Consider the following 15,939-nt stretch of genomic DNA (forward strand, 5'->3'; position numbering starts at 1 on the left):
TGTTAAATATTTTAAAAATTAGTGCTATGAACGTACAAATTCAAACTGTGCATTTTGATGCTGATTCCAAATTGATAGATCATGTGAACAAGAAAATCCAGAAGTTGAATACTTTTTATGATCGGATTATAAGTGTGGATGTTTTTCTTAAGTTAGACAATTTCGCGCATCAGATCAAAGATAAAATAGCCGAGATTAGAGTTCGAATCCCTCGCCAGGACTTGTTTGTGAAGCACGAGTCCAAATCATTCGAAGAGTCATTTGATTTAGCCTACGACTCTTTGGTTAACCAGGTTAAAAGAAAAAAGGAAAAGAAATTTCAATAATTTTCTGAAATAATTTTGGAAATATTAATCTCTTTGCTACCTTTGCCATCCCGATTCAAAAAGAGGGTTGGTAAAAGTAGCAAAGTTCTTTATAGCAGGGCGTTTTCAGCGAAACAGATAAATTTTTAAATATTTGTAATAAACTGAAAAAAAGATTTTGAGAATTGAAAAAAACTCTTAATTTTGCGCTCTCTTTCAACGAGTTACTAATTGAAAGGATGTTTTTTGAAAAGATGCCAGCATAGCTCAGTTGGCCAGAGCTACTGATTTGTAATCAGTGGGTCGGGGGTTCGAATCCCTCTGCTGGCTCATCGGTTTTTCATCGACGTGAAAGATCAAAAAATGTTAGGGCAGGTTCCAGAGCGGCCAAATGGGGCGGACTGTAAATCCGCTGACTACGTCTTCATAGGTTCGAATCCTATCCTGCCCACCCAAACAGCGTGTTCCGCTTTTGCCCTTCGCAGAGGCGGAACATAGTTGTAAATAGAAGGTGAGTATACTGAAGCCGAAGATTCCCTAGCCCTGTGGTACAACAGCCTTTTAAGTTCTTTTTTATATTCTATAATTCTAAAAGTGGAAAGTTGCAGTGTTGTTTGCCGGAAACTTTATGAATTAAACATGCGGGAGTAGCTCAGTTGGTAGAGCGACAGCCTTCCAAGCTGTAGGTCGCGGGTTCGAACCTCGTCTCCCGCTCGCATTATGCAATTTTTCAAGCTGTTGTAGCTCAGGGGTAGAGCACTTCCTTGGTAAGGAAGAGGTCGAGAGTTCAATTCTCTTCAACAGCTCATTGAATTTTAGAAGAATAGTTGTAGTGAATATTTCAAATCGCCTCAACAAGCTCCATAAAATTCGAATTTCGGAATTCGAATTTATTAATTCTACACTCCGAAATTAAACTTAGCGTTGTAGCTCAATGGAAGAGCAACCCATTTTTATTTAGGGAAGGCCATGAGTTCAATTCTCATCAACGGTACAAGTTTGTAAAACCGTTTTTTTAAAACAACTATCAATACAATCTTTACAAACCATCTAAAAAGAAAATACAATGGCAAAAGAAACCTTTAAGCGGGATAAACCCCACGTAAACATTGGTACCATCGGCCACGTGGATCATGGTAAAACTACTTTGACTGCTGCCATTACCACAATTTTGGCAAATAAGGGTCTGGCAGAGAAGAGAGGTTATGATGAGATCGATGCTGCTCCTGAAGAAAAAGAAAGAGGTATTACTATCAATACAGCTCACGTTGAGTATCAGACACAATCTCGTCACTATGCTCACGTTGACTGTCCTGGTCACGCGGATTATGTGAAAAACATGATCACCGGTGCTGCTCAGATGGACGGTGCTATCCTCGTGGTGGCAGCTACAGATGGTCCTATGCCGCAAACAAGAGAGCACATCCTGCTGGCTCGCCAGGTAGGTGTACCTCGTATCGTAGTATTCATGAACAAAGTTGACCTGGTAGATGATCCGGAACTGCTCGAACTCGTTGAGATCGAAATCCGTGACCTGTTGTCTTCCAACGGCTTTGATGGTGATAACGTTCCTGTAATCCAGGGTTCTGCTACCGGCGCACTGGCTGGCGAACCTAAATGGGTTGAAGCGATCGACCAACTGATGGATGCTGTAGATTCTTACATTCCACTGCCTCCTCGTCCAGTTGATCAACCATTCCTGATGTCTGTTGAAGACGTATTCTCTATCACTGGTCGTGGTACCGTTGCTACCGGTCGTATCGAACGCGGTCGTATTAAAGTGGGTGAGAACGTTGAAATCGTAGGTCTGCAGGAAGAACCACTGAAATCTACTTGTACTGGTGTTGAGATGTTCAAAAAACTCCTCGACGAAGGTGAAGCAGGTGATAACGCTGGTCTGTTGCTCCGTGGTATTGAGAAAACTCAAATCCGCCGTGGTATGGTTATCTGTGCTCCAGGTAGCATCAAACCTCACTCTGAATTCAAATGCGAAGTATACGTACTGAGCAAAGAAGAAGGTGGCCGTCACACTCCGTTCTTCAACAAATACCGTCCTCAGTTCTACTTCCGTACAACTGACGTTACCGGTGAAGTTGAATTACCAGCAGGTGTTGAAATGGTTATGCCTGGTGATAACGTTACCCTCACTGTAAAACTGATTCAGCCTATCGCTATGGATAAAGGTCTGAAATTCGCTATCCGCGAAGGTGGTCGTACAGTAGGTGCCGGTCAGGTTACTGAAATCATCAAGTAATTATAATAATATTAAAAGCCATTAGCTTTGGCTCTTAAATGTCAGCAATTTTTCATATATTTGCTGATATCCATAAGCTAACTGCTAATGGCTTTATACACGGGTATGGTGCAACGGTAGCATACGGGTCTCCAAAACCTTTGATCTGGGTTCGAATCCTAGTACCCGTGCCAGGTTCAAAGAAATAACTAAATGGTTGAATTGTTGTTATTACAAAATAAAACAAGTCAACCATTTTTGGGCTTTAAACAATTGATCATAATTAGTTAACTTTATATAATGAATAAGATCAGAAATTATTTCCGCGAGTCTTATCATGAATTGGTTTACAAGGTGTCCTGGCCTACCTGGCAAGAGCTCCAGTCATCTACCATGATTGTACTTATTGCAACACTGTTCGTTACTGCCTTGGTATGGGGTATGGATGCCGCTTCCAACTTTGTGTTAACTCACTATTACGAAATTTTCAAAGCTAAATAAATGGATGCAGCCAATCTTCCTGCTCAGGAAACAAAGTGGTATGTACTCCGCGTTGTTAGTGGCAAGGAAAAAAAAGTTAAGGAATACCTGGATATTGAAGTACGCCGCTCCGATTGGGGTAACGTAATCAGCCAGATCTTCCTGCCGGTGGAAAAAGTTTATAAGGTGCAGGCTGGTAAAAAAGTAATGCGCGAAAAAAACTTTTATCCCGGTTATGTGATGATCGAAGCGGTAGATGGTAAAATGACCGATGACGTAATACAAGCCATACGCAACGTATCCGGCGTTATCCACTTCCTCGGAAAGGAAAAGCCTATCGCACTCCGTAAAGCTGAAGTAAATAAAATGCTGGGTAAAGTGGATGAACTGAGCGATCAGGGATTAACCATGAGCGAACCCTTCATTGTGGGTGAAACTATTAAAATCATTGATGGACCATTCAATGACTTTAACGGGGTGATCGAAGAAGTAATTGAAGACAAGAAAAAACTGAAAGTAACTGTAAAGATCTTCGGCCGCGCTACTCCAGTAGAGCTGAACTTTATGCAGGTAGAAAAACTTTCCTAAGTTTTTAGATAAGCTATTTTTAAACCGCCCGGACCATTCCGGGCGGTTTTTCTTTTATTATTTATTGATGATGAAATAATAATGAAGCTGTTTTTTTGATAAGATGACTGTAGCTTTGACCTGCGTAAAAGTTTTTATATTTTGGGATCGTCCTGGCCATAGCTGGGACGATCCCTTTTTATCAGCTCCCTATATTTATTATAACGTAATATGAAACCAGTAATTTTTGTTCTGCTCGGACTGCTGTTATGTACACAGGCAGCAGCACAACCCGCCGGCAAACTAGCACCGGCCGCTATTGTACAGATACCCGAAACTGCTACGGCCTCACCGGCCGCTATGGCCCAATGGTTAAAAGCGCATACGCCCAACAGTATTGCGCTGCAACAGGCTTTATTTAATTGGATGGCCGCCCATATTGCCTATGATGTGCCCAACATGAACCAAATAAGCAGCTACCGCGATTCGGCAGCGGCTATGCAAAAAACATTACGTACCCGCAAAGGAATCTGTACTGATTATGCGGTGTTGTACGCACAAGTATGCCGGGAAGCAGGGATCAGTGCCCTTGTTGTAACCGGGTATGGATTGCAGAACGATATTATGATCCCCACGGGATCGCACGATTGGGTGATTGTAAAGAATGGTGCTCAATGGACGGTGACAGATCCTACCTGGGGCGCTGGTTATGTGGATAACGGCCGGTTTATACAACGTACCAACTGGGCCTGGTTCCAGGTAGCTCCCCAGCTGGCAGTAAAAACACATATGCCCTATGATCCGCTCTGGCAGCTGTTATTGCATCCAATGGGGCACGACGAGGTAGGGATACAAGGACTGGCAGCAGCAGAGAGGCGCCCGGTATTTTCGTACAGCGACAGTTTAAATATATGGTTCCGGCAATCGCGCCTGGAACGCCTGCAATCCGCTGCCGCCAGGATACGGCGGTTTGGCGGGGCTGCCAATCCATTTATCATGAGTGAACTGGATTGGATGGACCAAACCATTCAGGTATTGGTGCATAACCAGGAAGTAGCGAACCGTAACCGGCAGGTAGATGAATTTAATGTGATGAACCGGAGTTATACGGAAGTGGTGAAGCTATATAATGAATATGTAAACTTTAAGAACCGGCAGTTTAGCCCTGAAGTAAAAGATGATGAACTGAAAAAGATGATTGACGGGATTGTTGGTAAGTTGCAGGACATAGAAAAATCGCTTTCAGGTTTAAAGGATGCCTCGATCCGGCAAAATACAGATGAGCTTCAGCAAGCAGTGATGGAAATGAAAGGCAAAGTGCAGGAAGAGCGGGCGTTTGTCTATAAATATATAAAAACAGAGAAAGGAAAGAGACGGGAATTGTTTTATGTGCAGGTAGCAGAAAAGTCTTAGCTTTGCGGACTTCGGATAATAAGGAATATTTCGCAGTAATGCAATAGATTTGTAAAAAAAATCCTTTCCAGAGCAAAAAGGATGCCCAAAATCAAATACTTTTTGACAAATTCATAATAATATATACCTTTGCATCCCCTTTAAAAGGTTTTTTAGTTCCTTTTAGTTTTGGGAGCCCCTTGTTTAACAGGGAGCGTTTAACCAAATTAAATCAATAAACATGGCAAAAGAGATCGCAACGTACGTGAAATTGCAGGTTAAAGGCGGCCAGGCCAATCCTGCACCTCCAATTGGTCCCGCGCTGGGTTCCAAAGGTGTGAACATCATGGAGTTCTGCAAACAGTTTAATGCCCGTACCCAGGATAAAATGGGTAAAGTATTGCCTGTATTGCTGACTGTTTACACTGACAAGTCTTTCGACTTCGTAATCAAAACTCCTCCGGCTCCTGTACAGCTGTTGGAAGCTGCTAAATTACAAGGTGGTTCTAAAGAGCCTAACCGTAACAAGGTGGGTAAAGTTACCTGGGCTCAGGTAGAAGCTATTGCACAGGATAAGATGCCTGATCTGAACTGCTTCACTCTGAACAGCGCTATGAAAATGGTAGCTGGTACTGCTCGTAGCATGGGTATTACTGTAGAAGGTAAAGCTCCCTGGGAAAACTAATTGTTTCACCCTGTTGAGGCAGGATCTTAAAATCATTTTGACAAATGGCAACTAAAAAGAGAAAAGTAGCTGAAGCGAAGGTGGACAAAAATAAAGTGTACAGCCTGAAAGAAGCTTCCAGCTTAGTTAAAGATATTAACTGCACTAAATTCGACAGTTCTGTCGATTTGCATATCCGCTTAGGCGTTGATCCTAAGAAAGCAGACCAGGCTATCCGTGGTTCCGTAACGCTTCCTCACGGTACTGGTAAAACTAAGAAGGTGTTGGTGCTTTGCACTCCCGACAAAGAAGCTGCTGCAAAAGAAGCAGGTGCTGACTTCATTGGTCTGGATGAATTTATCCAGAAGATCGAAGCTGGTTGGACTGAAATTGATGTGATCATCGCTACTCCTGCTGTAATGCCTAAAATCGGTAAACTGGGTAAAATCTTAGGTCCACGTAACCTGATGCCTAACCCTAAAACCGGTACTGTTACTAACGACGTTGCAGCTGCAGTAAACGATGTAAAAGGTGGTAAAATCACCTTTAAGGTAGATAAAGCGGGTATCATCCATGCTTCTATCGGTCGTGTATCCTTTGCATCTGATAAAATTGAGCAGAACTCCCTGGAGCTGATCAATGCTATCATCAAGCTGAAACCAGCTACTGCAAAAGGTACTTACCTGAAAGGCCTGTCTATGGCTAGCACCATGAGTCCTGGTATTGTTATCGATACTAAATCTGTTCAAAACTAATTGATCACGAGTTGTAGCCGTTATCTGGAAGGATGGGGCTTGCTACAAACGTTTTAATATGAATAAAGATCAAAAAAATGATGTGATCGAACTGCTGAAAAGTAAGTTCTCTCAATACAGCAACTTTTATATCACCAATACCGAGTCATTAACGGTGGCGCAGGTTAACGACCTGAGGAAAGTGTGCTTCAATAAACAAGTGGAAATGAAGGTGGCTAAAAACACCTTGATCCGTAAGGCACTGGAATCTCTGGACAGCGAAAAATATGCTGGCGTTTATGACAGTCTGCATGGTGTAACTGCCCTGATGTTCTCTGACAGCCCGAAAGAGCCAGCATTGATCATCTCCGCTTTTCGTAAAGCTAACAACAAGCTGGAAAAACCAGTATTGAAAGCTGCTTTTGTTGCTGACGAAGTATTCGTAGGCGACAACCAGCTGACTGCACTGACCAACATCAAGACCAAGAACGAGCTCATCGGCGAAGTTATCGGTCTGTTGCAATCTCCTGCAAAACGCGTTATTGCTGCTTTGTTGGAAAAAGGCAAGAAAGAAGAAGCTGGCGTAGAAGAAGCTCCAGCAGCAGAGTAAGTTTTTTTAGGAGTTGATAATTGCTCCTGAAAACGCTTAAAAAATTGGCTTCCAAGTCACAATATAAATAACAAACTTTACAAACATTACATTAAAACATTATAAAATGGCAGACGTAAAAGCATTAGCCGAACAATTAGTAGGTTTAACTGTTAAGGAAGTACAAGAACTCGCAGATGTACTGAAAAATGAGTATGGTATCGAACCAGCAGCAGCTGCAGTAGTAGTAGCAGCAGGTGGTGGCGAAGCCGCTGCTGTTGAAGAGAAAACTGCTTTCAACGTAGTACTGAAATCTGCAGGTGCTAGCAAGCTGAACGTTGTTAAGGTTGTAAAAGACCTGACCGGCTTAGGTCTGAAAGAAGCGAAAGAACTGGTTGACGGCGCGCCTAAAGCTATCAAAGAAGGCGTAAGCAAAGCTGAGGCTGAAGACCTGAAAGCTAAGCTGACCGAAGCTGGTGCTGAAGTTGAAATTCAGTAATTCTTTGCTTAAGTATACATCTTTTAAAGGTCAAAAGTGCTTGTGCACTTTTGGCCTTATTCCCTTTGGGAAAGTGTCTTTTTCAGAGAGTCAAAACGGGGAATCACTTGAAGGTGACTTTGACCACGTGCAGAAGGCATAACAATCAGGATGGTATTGGCAAAGAAATCTTAATTTCCCTAATTCTATAAGTCATATAACTGCTAACTTCGAATATGTCTCTAAAAAAAGCCCAAACAAACGAAAGAGTAAATTTTGGAAAGATCAAACAAGTTACTGAGACACCGGATCTGTTGGCTATCCAAATCCAATCTTTCAAGGATTTCTTCCAATTAGAAACCACACCAGACAAGCGAAACAACGAAGGCCTTTTTAAAGTATTTAAAGAGAACTTCCCGATTACGGATACCAGAAATATCTTTAATCTGGAATTCCTTGATTATTTCGTGGATCCTCCGCGTTATACTATCGAGGAATGTATTGAGCGTGGGCTTACTTATTCTGTACCGTTGAAAGCGAAACTCCGCCTCAGCTGTAATGATGAAGAGCATGTGGATTTCCAGACGATTGTTCAGGATGTATTCCTTGGAAACATTCCGTACATGACCCCTAGAGGTACTTTCGTTATTAATGGTGCTGAACGCGTAGTTGTATCCCAACTGCATCGTTCACCTGGTGTATTCTTTGGTCAATCCGTACATCCGAACGGTACTAAGATTTACTCTGCAAGGGTGATCCCGTTCAAGGGCGCGTGGATGGAGTTTGCAACGGACATCAACAATGTGATGTACGCCTACATCGACCGTAAGAAGAAATTCCCGGTTACCACGCTGTTACGTGCCATCGGCTATGAAACAGATAAAGATATTCTGCAACTGTTTGGCATGGCAGATGAAGTAAAAGCAGACAAGAAAAGTCTTGAAAAATACGCTGGTAAAAAGCTGGCCGCCCGTGTTTTAAGAAGCTGGGTAGAAGACTTTGTGGATGAAGATACCGGTGAAGTGGTGAGCATCGAGCGTAATGAAATTATGCTGGAGCGCGATAGCATTCTGGATGAAGCGAATATTGAAACCATCGTAGACATGGGACTGAAAAGCGTATTCGTTCAGAAAGAAGAGGTGAGTGGCGATTTCTCCATCATCTACAATACATTAAATAAGGATACATCTAACTCCGAACTGGAAGCCGTTCAGCACATCTACCGCCAATTGCGCGGTGCCGATGCGCCAGATGATGAAACAGCAAGGGGTATCATCGATAAATTATTCTTCTCCGATAAACGTTACGATCTCGGAGATGTTGGTCGTTATAAGATCAATAGAAAATTGGGTCTTCCTACTCCGTTAGACATGAAAGTGTTAACGAAGGATGACATCATTTCCATCATCAAATACCTGGTACAGCTCACCAACGGTAAGGCTGAGATCGACGATATCGATCACCTGTCTAACCGTCGTGTACGTACTGTGGGCGAGCAGTTATATGCTCAGTTTGGCGTAGGTCTGGCGCGTATGGCTCGTACCATCCGTGAAAGAATGAACGTACGTGACAATGAGGTATTTACTCCTGTGGACCTGATCAATGCGAGGACCCTGTCTTCCGTGATCAACTCCTTCTTCGGTACTTCCCAGTTGTCTCAGTTCCTGGATCAAACAAACCCACTGTCCGAAATCACTCACAAACGCCGTATTTCCGCTCTCGGACCCGGTGGTTTGAGCCGTGAAAGAGCAGGCTTTGAGGTACGTGACGTTCACTATAGCCACTATGGCCGTTTGTGTACTATCGAAACACCAGAAGGTCCGAACATCGGTTTGATCTCTACTCTGTGCGTACACGCTAAGGTAAATGAGATGGGCTTCATTGAAACGCCTTACCGTAAAGTAATCCAGGGTAAGGTGGATATGCAGAATGTGGAGTTCCTGAGCGCTGAAGAAGAAGATTCTGTAAAGATCGCACAGGCTAACGCCCCGCTGGATGATAAAGGCAACTTCGTAAACGATAAAATTAAATCCCGCGAAACCGGTGATTTCCCGATCCTCGACAGAGATGAAGTGGAATTCATGGACGTAGCGCCTAACCAGATTGTAGGGTTGAGTGCATCCCTGATTCCGTTCCTGGAACATGATGATGCCAACCGTGCGCTGATGGGGTCAAACATGCAACGTCAGGCAGTGCCACTGCTAAATCCAGAAGTGCCTATCGTAGGTACTGGTTTGGAAGGTAAAGCAGCCCGCGACTCCCGTTTGCAGATCACCGCAGATGGTAGTGGTGTGATAGAATTCGTAGATGCCAACGAAATCCACGTTCGTTACGAGCGTGATGAAATGCAGAAACTGGTGAGCTTTGAAGATGACCTGGTAGTATATACACTGACCAAATTCGTTAAAACCAACCAGAGTACCTGTATTAACCTCAGACCTTGCGTGAAGAAAGGTCAGCGCGTAAAAGATGGCGACTTCTTAACAGAAGGTTATGCTACCCGCGGAGGTGAACTGGCATTGGGCCGTAACCTGAAAGTGGCGTTCATGCCATGGAAAGGTTACAACTTTGAGGATGCGATCGTAATCTCTGAACGAGTTGCTCGTGAAGATCTCTTTACTTCCATCCACATCGATGAATATGAACTGGAAGTTCGTGATACCAAACTGGGTGAGGAAGAACTGACTCCGGATATCCCTAACGTGAGTGAAGAGGCTACCAAAGACCTCGACCAGAACGGTATTATCCGTGTGGGCGCCCACATTAAAGAAGGTGATATCTTGATCGGTAAAATCACTCCGCGTGGTGAATCTGATCCTTCTCCTGAAGAAAAACTCCTCAGAGCGATCTTCGGTGACAAGGCTTCTGATGCGAAAGACGCTTCCCTGAAGGCGCCTCCATCAACAGAAGGAGTGGTGATCGACAAGAAATTGTTCAGTCGCGCTAAGAAAGACAAGAACTCCAAAACCCGTGAGAAAGCAGCGATCGAAAAACTGGAGAAAATTCACCAGAAAAATGCGGAAGACTTGCTGGAAGTACTCATGAGCAAGTTGCTGGTATTGCTGAAGGATAAAACCTCCCAGGGCATTACCAATACTTATGGTGAAGTGCTGATCTCCAAGGGTTCCAAGTTCTCTCAGAAGAACCTGGTAAACATTGATTTCATGAACGTAAACCCACTGGGCTGGACAACAGACGAAGTGGTGAACGATCAGATCAATACACTGTTACATAACTATAACATCAAGTTCAACGAAGAGCTGGGACGTTACAAACGTGAGAAGTTCAACATCTCTATCGGTGATGAGCTGCCTGCGGGGGTATTGAAACTGGCAAAGGTTTACCTGGCCAGCAAGCGTAAGTTGAAAGTGGGGGATAAAATGGCGGGACGCCACGGTAACAAGGGTATCGTTGCCAAGATTGTGCGTGATGAAGACATGCCATTCCTGGAAGATGGTACACCACTGGATATCGTACTGAACCCGCTGGGGGTACCTTCCCGTATGAACCTCGGACAGATCTATGAAACCGTATTAGGTTGGGCAGGTCTGAAACTGGGTGTACGCTTTGCTACTCCTATCTTCGATGGTGCTACCACAGAAGAGATTGCTGAATATATCAACGAAGCCGGCCTGCCTAGCTTTGGCCACGCTTACCTGCATGACGGTGAAACGGGCGACCGCTTCCACCAGAAAGCAACCGTTGGTGTTATCTATATGCTTAAACTGAGCCACATGGTGGATGATAAGATGCACGCCCGTTCTATCGGACCGTACAGTCTGATTACCCAACAGCCGCTGGGTGGTAAAGCCCAGTTTGGTGGTCAGCGTTTTGGTGAGATGGAGGTGTGGGCACTGGAAGCTTATGGTGCATCCAACATCCTGCAGGAACTGCTTACAATTAAATCTGATGATATCGTGGGTCGTGCCAAAGCATATGAATCTATCGTGAAGGGTGATAACATACCGAAAGCCGGTGTGCCTGAATCCTTCAATGTATTGATCCATGAATTGCGTGGTCTGGGTCTGGATCTGAAATTTGATTAAGCTTTTAGCTGTTAGCTCTCTTCTTATTAACAAGTTGGGAGCTAACAGCTAATGGCTATTTTTTCGCCACTAGCTAACAACTAACGGCTAACCGCTAAAAGCTAATTACGATGGCTATCAAAAAAGAAAATCGTCCTAAATCAAATTTTAACAGCATTACCATCAGTTTGGCTTCTCCGGATGTTATTCTGGAGCGTTCATACGGTGAAGTGCTGAAACCTGAAACCATCAACTACCGTACTTACAAGCCGGAACGTGATGGTTTATTTTGCGAAAGGATTTTTGGTCCTGTAAAGGATTATGAATGCTATTGCGGAAAATATAAGCGTATCCGTTATAAGGGTATAGTATGTGACCGTTGTGGTGTTGAAGTAACGGAGAAGAAAGTACGTCGTGAAAGAATGGGCCACATTCGTTTGGTTGTGCCTGTTGTACATATATGGTATTTCAAATCCCTGCCTAACAAAATTGGTTACCTGCTGGGTATGTCTTCCAAGAAATTGGAAACTATCGTTTACTACGAAAGATATGTGGTGATCCAGGCAGGTATGAAACAGGAAAAAGGTATGAACTACGGTGACTTGCTCACAGAAGAGGAATACCTGGATATCCTGGATACTTTACCAAAAGACAATCAACTGTTACCGGATGAAGATCCTAACAAGTTTATTGCTAAAATGGGTGCGGAAGCGGTAGAAATGATGCTGGCCCGTATTGATCTGGATGGCCTTTCTTACCAGTTGCGTAACCAGGCAGCCACTGAAACTTCCCAGCAACGTAAAGCGGAAGCGCTGAAACGTTTGAGCGTAGTGGAAGCTTTCCGTGAAGCTAATGGTCGTGTAGAAAACCGTCCTGAATGGATGGTTATGCAATATATTCCTGTAGTACCGCCAGAACTGCGTCCGTTAGTTCCTTTGGATGGTGGCCGTTTCGCGTCTTCCGACCTGAACGACCTGTACCGCAGGGTGATCATCCGTAACAACCGTTTGAAACGTTTGATCGAAATTAAAGCGCCTGAAGTGATCCTGCGTAACGAAAAACGTATGCTGCAGGAAGCGGTGGATTCCTTGTTCGATAACTCCCGTAAATCCAATGCGGTGAAAGCGGAAGGTGGTCGTGCACTGAAATCACTGTCAGACGTATTGAAAGGTAAACAAGGTCGTTTCCGTCAGAACCTCCTCGGTAAACGTGTGGATTACTCCGGTCGTTCTGTTATCGTGGTAGGCCCTGAGCTGAAATTGCACGAGTGCGGTTTGCCAAAGGATATGGCGGCTGAATTGTTTAAACCATTCATTATCCGTAAACTGATCGAAAGAGGCATCGTGAAAACCGTGAAATCAGCTAAAAAGCTGGTGGATCGTAAAGAAGCAGTGGTTTGGGATATCCTGGAAAACGTACTGAAAGGTCACCCGGTAATGTTAAACCGTGCTCCAACCCTGCACCGTTTGTCTATCCAGGCCTTCCAGCCTAAACTGGTAGAAGGTAAAGCGATACAGCTGCACCCGTTGGTATGTTCTGCGTTCAACGCCGACTTTGATGGTGACCAGATGGCGGTACACGTGCCTTTGAGCAATGCTGCGATCCTGGAAGCCCAGTTGCTGATGCTGTCTTCCCATAATATCCTCAATCCACAGAACGGTACGCCAATTACCCTGCCTTCACAAGACATGGTACTCGGTCTGTATTATATCACTAAGGGTAAGAAAACCATAGGTGATGTAGTGGTAAGAGGAGAGGGCAAGGCTTTCTATTCTGCGGAAGAAGTAATTATCGCCTTAAATGAAGACCGTATTGATCTGCATGCCCACATTCGCGTAAAAACCAATGTGAGAAATGCAAATGGTGAGCTGGAAAGAAAACTGATCGAAACTACCGTAGGCCGCGTACTGTTCAACCAGTTCGTACCGAAGGAAGCCGGTTATGTAAACGCCCTGCTGACCAAGAAATCACTTCGTGAAATCATCGGCGACATTATTAAATACACCGATATCCCTAAAACAGCGAAATTCCTGGACGACATCAAACAATTAGGTTTCCGTATGGCGTTCCGCGGTGGTCTGTCATTTAACATCAATGACCTGATCATTCCGGAAGTTAAACAAGACATGATTGATGCTGCTGCCGGTGAAGTAGACGAGGTTTGGGATAACTATAACATGGGTCTGATCACCAACAACGAACGTTACAACCAGATCATCGACATCTGGTCACGTGTGGATACGAAGGTGACAGAAACCCTGATCCGTGAGCTGGCTACCGATAAGCAAGGTTTCAACTCTGTATACATGATGTTGGATTCCGGTGCGCGTGGTTCCAAGCAGCAGATCAAACAGCTGGCTGGTATCAGAGGTCTGATGGCCAAGCCACGTAAGAGTGGTTCTACTGGTTCTGAGATCATCGAAAACCCGGTATTGTCCAACTTTAAGGATGGTTTGAACGTATTGGAATACTTCATCTCTACGCACGGTGCCCGTAAAGGTCTTGCGGATACGGCGCTGAAAACTGCGGATGCGGGTTACCTGACCCGTCGTCTGGTAGACGTTGCGCAGGATGTGGTGATCAACGAAGAAGATTGCGGCACCCTCCGTGGTATTGCTACTTCCGCGTTGAAGGATAACGAAGAAATCATCGAAACACTGTACGACCGTATCTTAGGACGTACTTCCCTGCATGATGTATTCGATCCTCATACTGATGAGGTGATTGTGGCTGCCGGTGAAGAGATCTCTGAAGATATTGCACATAGAATTGAAGACAGCGCTATTGAAACAGTAGAAATCCGCTCCGTACTGACTTGCGAAAGCCGTCGTGGTGTATGTGTGAAATGCTACGGTAAAAACCTGGCCAGCGGTTACACTGCACAGAAAGGTGATGCAGTAGGTATCATCGCTGCCCAGTCTATCGGTGAGCCTGGTACACAGTTAACATTGCGTACCTTCCACGTGGGTGGTGTGGCCGGTTCTACTTCCGTTGAATCCGGTTTGTCTGCCAAATTTGATGGTACTGTTCAATTCGATGGCTTGCGTACTACCACCTACGAAAACAACGAAGGTGAAAAAGTGCAGGTGGTTATCGGACGTACCGGTGAGCTGCGTATCATGGACGTGAAAAATGACCGTCTGCTGGTTACCAACAACATTCCTTACGGTTCTACCCTGCTGGTAAAAGATGGACAGAAAGTAACGAAAGGTGAAATGATTTGCACATGGGATCCGTTCAACGCCGTTATCGTGTCTGAAATTCCGGGTGCTATCCGTTTCGATAGTATCATTGAAGGTATTACCTTCCGTGAAGAAGCCGATGAGCAAACAGGTCACCGTGAAAAAGTGGTAATTGAAACAAAAGATAAAAATAAGATCCCGTCTATCTACGTTGACGGTAATAAAGAGGTAAAATCTTACAACTTACCAGTAGGTTCCCACATTGTAATCTCCGAAGGAGATAAGGTGAGAGCGGGTCAGGTAATTGTGAAGATCCCACGTGTTATCGGTAAACTGCGAGACATTACGGGTGGTTTGCCACGTGTAACTGAGCTCTTTGAAGCACGTAACCCAAGCAACCCTGCTATCGTTTCTGAAATTGACGGTGTGGTAGCTTTCGGTAACATCAAACGTGGTAACCGCGAAATCATCATCGAAAGCCGTGAAGGCCAGGTGAAGAAATACCTGGTGCCGTTAACACGTCATATCCTGGTACAGGATGGTGACTTTGTGAAGGCAGGTACTTCCCTCTCCGACGGTTCTACTACTCCTGCAGACATCCTGTCTATCAAAGGACCGTTTGCTGTACAGGAATACCTGGTAAATGAAATCCAGGAAGTATACCGCTTGCAGGGTGTGAAGATTAACGATAAGCACATTGAGGTGATCGTTCGTCAGATGATGCGTAAGGTAAACATCGAAGATCCGGGAGATACCCGCTTCCTCGAAGGGGATACCGAAGACAGGTTCGACTTCTTTGAAGAAAATGATATGATCTTCGATAAGAAGGTAGTAACTGAAGCAGGTGAATCTACCAACCTGAAAGCAGGTCAGATTGTAACCCTGCGCCAGGTTCGTGAAGAAAACTCCCTGTTACGTCGTGCAGATAAAAAACTGGTAGAGTACCGCGATGCACAACCGGCTACTTCCAGTCCGCTCCTGCAGGGTATTACCAAGGCCTCCCTCGGTACCCGGAGCTGGATCTCTGCAGCATCGTTCCAGGAAACCACAAAAGTACTGTCTCAGGCAGCTATCAACGGTAAAACCGATGATATGATGGGTCTGAAGGAGAATGTGATCACAGGTCACCTGATCCCGGCTGGTACTGGTTTACGTGAGTTCGAAAACATGATCGTAGGTTCTAAGGAAGAATACGACATCCTGGCATCTTCCAAAGAGGTGTTCCAGTTTGATGAAGAAGAATAGTATTGATCAGATATTTAAAGAGAAAGCGTCTGCCGGCAAGGCAGG

General features: G+C 44.5%; 11 protein-coding genes and 6 tRNA genes. All 17 read left to right on the top strand.

The annotated features are described in order from the left end of the window. Nucleotides 1-26 precede the first annotated feature (26 nt). The 17 genes from ACDQ55_RS07545 to rpoC all read left to right on the top strand — a co-directional run bounded on the left by ACDQ55_RS07545 (nucleotide 27) and on the right by rpoC (nucleotide 15,894). Nucleotides 27-326, top strand: a complete 300-nt coding sequence (locus ACDQ55_RS07545) for an HPF/RaiA family ribosome-associated protein (RefSeq protein ID WP_420980711.1) — start codon at nucleotides 27-29, stop codon at nucleotides 324-326. Nucleotides 327-561: 235 nt separating this feature from the next. Further along, nucleotides 562-635 (top strand) — tRNA-Thr (locus ACDQ55_RS07550). Nucleotides 636-674: 39 nt separating this feature from the next. Then, nucleotides 675-756 (top strand) — tRNA-Tyr (locus ACDQ55_RS07555). Nucleotides 757-946: 190 nt separating this feature from the next. Further along, a tRNA-Gly gene (locus ACDQ55_RS07560) sits at nucleotides 947-1,019 on the top strand. 20 nt (nucleotides 1,020-1,039) lie between these two features. Further along, nucleotides 1,040-1,111, top strand: a tRNA-Thr gene (locus tag ACDQ55_RS07565). 114 nt (nucleotides 1,112-1,225) lie between these two features. After that, a tRNA-Lys gene (locus ACDQ55_RS07570) sits at nucleotides 1,226-1,299 on the top strand. Nucleotides 1,300-1,371: 72 nt separating this feature from the next. Further along, complete coding sequence (gene tuf, locus ACDQ55_RS07575; RefSeq protein WP_420980712.1) at nucleotides 1,372-2,559, top strand: elongation factor Tu; 1,188 nt, start codon at nucleotides 1,372-1,374, stop codon at nucleotides 2,557-2,559. Nucleotides 2,560-2,658: 99 nt separating this feature from the next. After that, nucleotides 2,659-2,732 (top strand) — tRNA-Trp (locus ACDQ55_RS07580). Between the two features lie 106 nt (nucleotides 2,733-2,838). Continuing rightward, a complete protein-coding gene (secE, locus tag ACDQ55_RS07585) occupies nucleotides 2,839-3,039 on the top strand; it encodes a preprotein translocase subunit SecE (RefSeq protein ID WP_420980713.1) in 201 nt (66 codons plus the stop codon). Further along, entirely contained in the window at nucleotides 3,040-3,606 is a 567-nt protein-coding gene (nusG, locus tag ACDQ55_RS07590; protein WP_420980714.1) for a transcription termination/antitermination protein NusG, read from the top strand. Nucleotides 3,607-3,816: 210 nt separating this feature from the next. Beyond that, nucleotides 3,817-4,998 (top strand): transglutaminase domain-containing protein, encoded by a 1,182-nt coding sequence (locus ACDQ55_RS07595; protein ID WP_420980716.1) that lies wholly within the window; start codon nucleotides 3,817-3,819, stop codon nucleotides 4,996-4,998. A gap of 220 nt (nucleotides 4,999-5,218) precedes the next feature. Next, the gene (gene rplK / locus ACDQ55_RS07600; protein WP_143307800.1) at nucleotides 5,219-5,662 is read left to right on the top strand and encodes a 50S ribosomal protein L11; all 444 of its coding nucleotides are present in this window, start codon (nucleotides 5,219-5,221) and stop codon (nucleotides 5,660-5,662) included. Nucleotides 5,663-5,706: 44 nt separating this feature from the next. Next, nucleotides 5,707-6,396 (top strand): 50S ribosomal protein L1, encoded by a 690-nt coding sequence (gene rplA, locus ACDQ55_RS07605; protein ID WP_420980718.1) that lies wholly within the window; start codon nucleotides 5,707-5,709, stop codon nucleotides 6,394-6,396. A gap of 58 nt (nucleotides 6,397-6,454) precedes the next feature. Continuing rightward, nucleotides 6,455-6,985: a 50S ribosomal protein L10 gene (rplJ, locus tag ACDQ55_RS07610; RefSeq protein ID WP_420980720.1), complete on the top strand. Its 531-nt coding sequence runs from the start codon at nucleotides 6,455-6,457 to the stop codon at nucleotides 6,983-6,985. A 106-nt stretch (nucleotides 6,986-7,091) separates the two neighbouring features. Further along, nucleotides 7,092-7,463 carry a 50S ribosomal protein L7/L12 gene (gene rplL / locus ACDQ55_RS07615; RefSeq protein WP_420980721.1) on the top strand — a complete coding sequence of 124 codons (372 nt, stop codon included), beginning with the start codon at nucleotides 7,092-7,094 and terminating at the stop codon, nucleotides 7,461-7,463. 215 nt (nucleotides 7,464-7,678) lie between these two features. Then, nucleotides 7,679-11,488, top strand: a complete 3,810-nt coding sequence (rpoB, locus tag ACDQ55_RS07620; RefSeq protein ID WP_420980723.1) for a DNA-directed RNA polymerase subunit beta — start codon at nucleotides 7,679-7,681, stop codon at nucleotides 11,486-11,488. A gap of 110 nt (nucleotides 11,489-11,598) precedes the next feature. Then, nucleotides 11,599-15,894, top strand: coding sequence for a DNA-directed RNA polymerase subunit beta' (rpoC, locus tag ACDQ55_RS07625; RefSeq protein ID WP_420980725.1), 4,296 nt, complete (start codon nucleotides 11,599-11,601; stop codon nucleotides 15,892-15,894). Nucleotides 15,895-15,939 lie beyond the last annotated feature (45 nt).

Origin of the sequence: Chitinophaga sp. 30R24 (assembly GCF_049056765.1) — a bacterium.
Taxonomy (GTDB): Bacteria; Bacteroidota; Bacteroidia; order Chitinophagales; family Chitinophagaceae; genus Chitinophaga.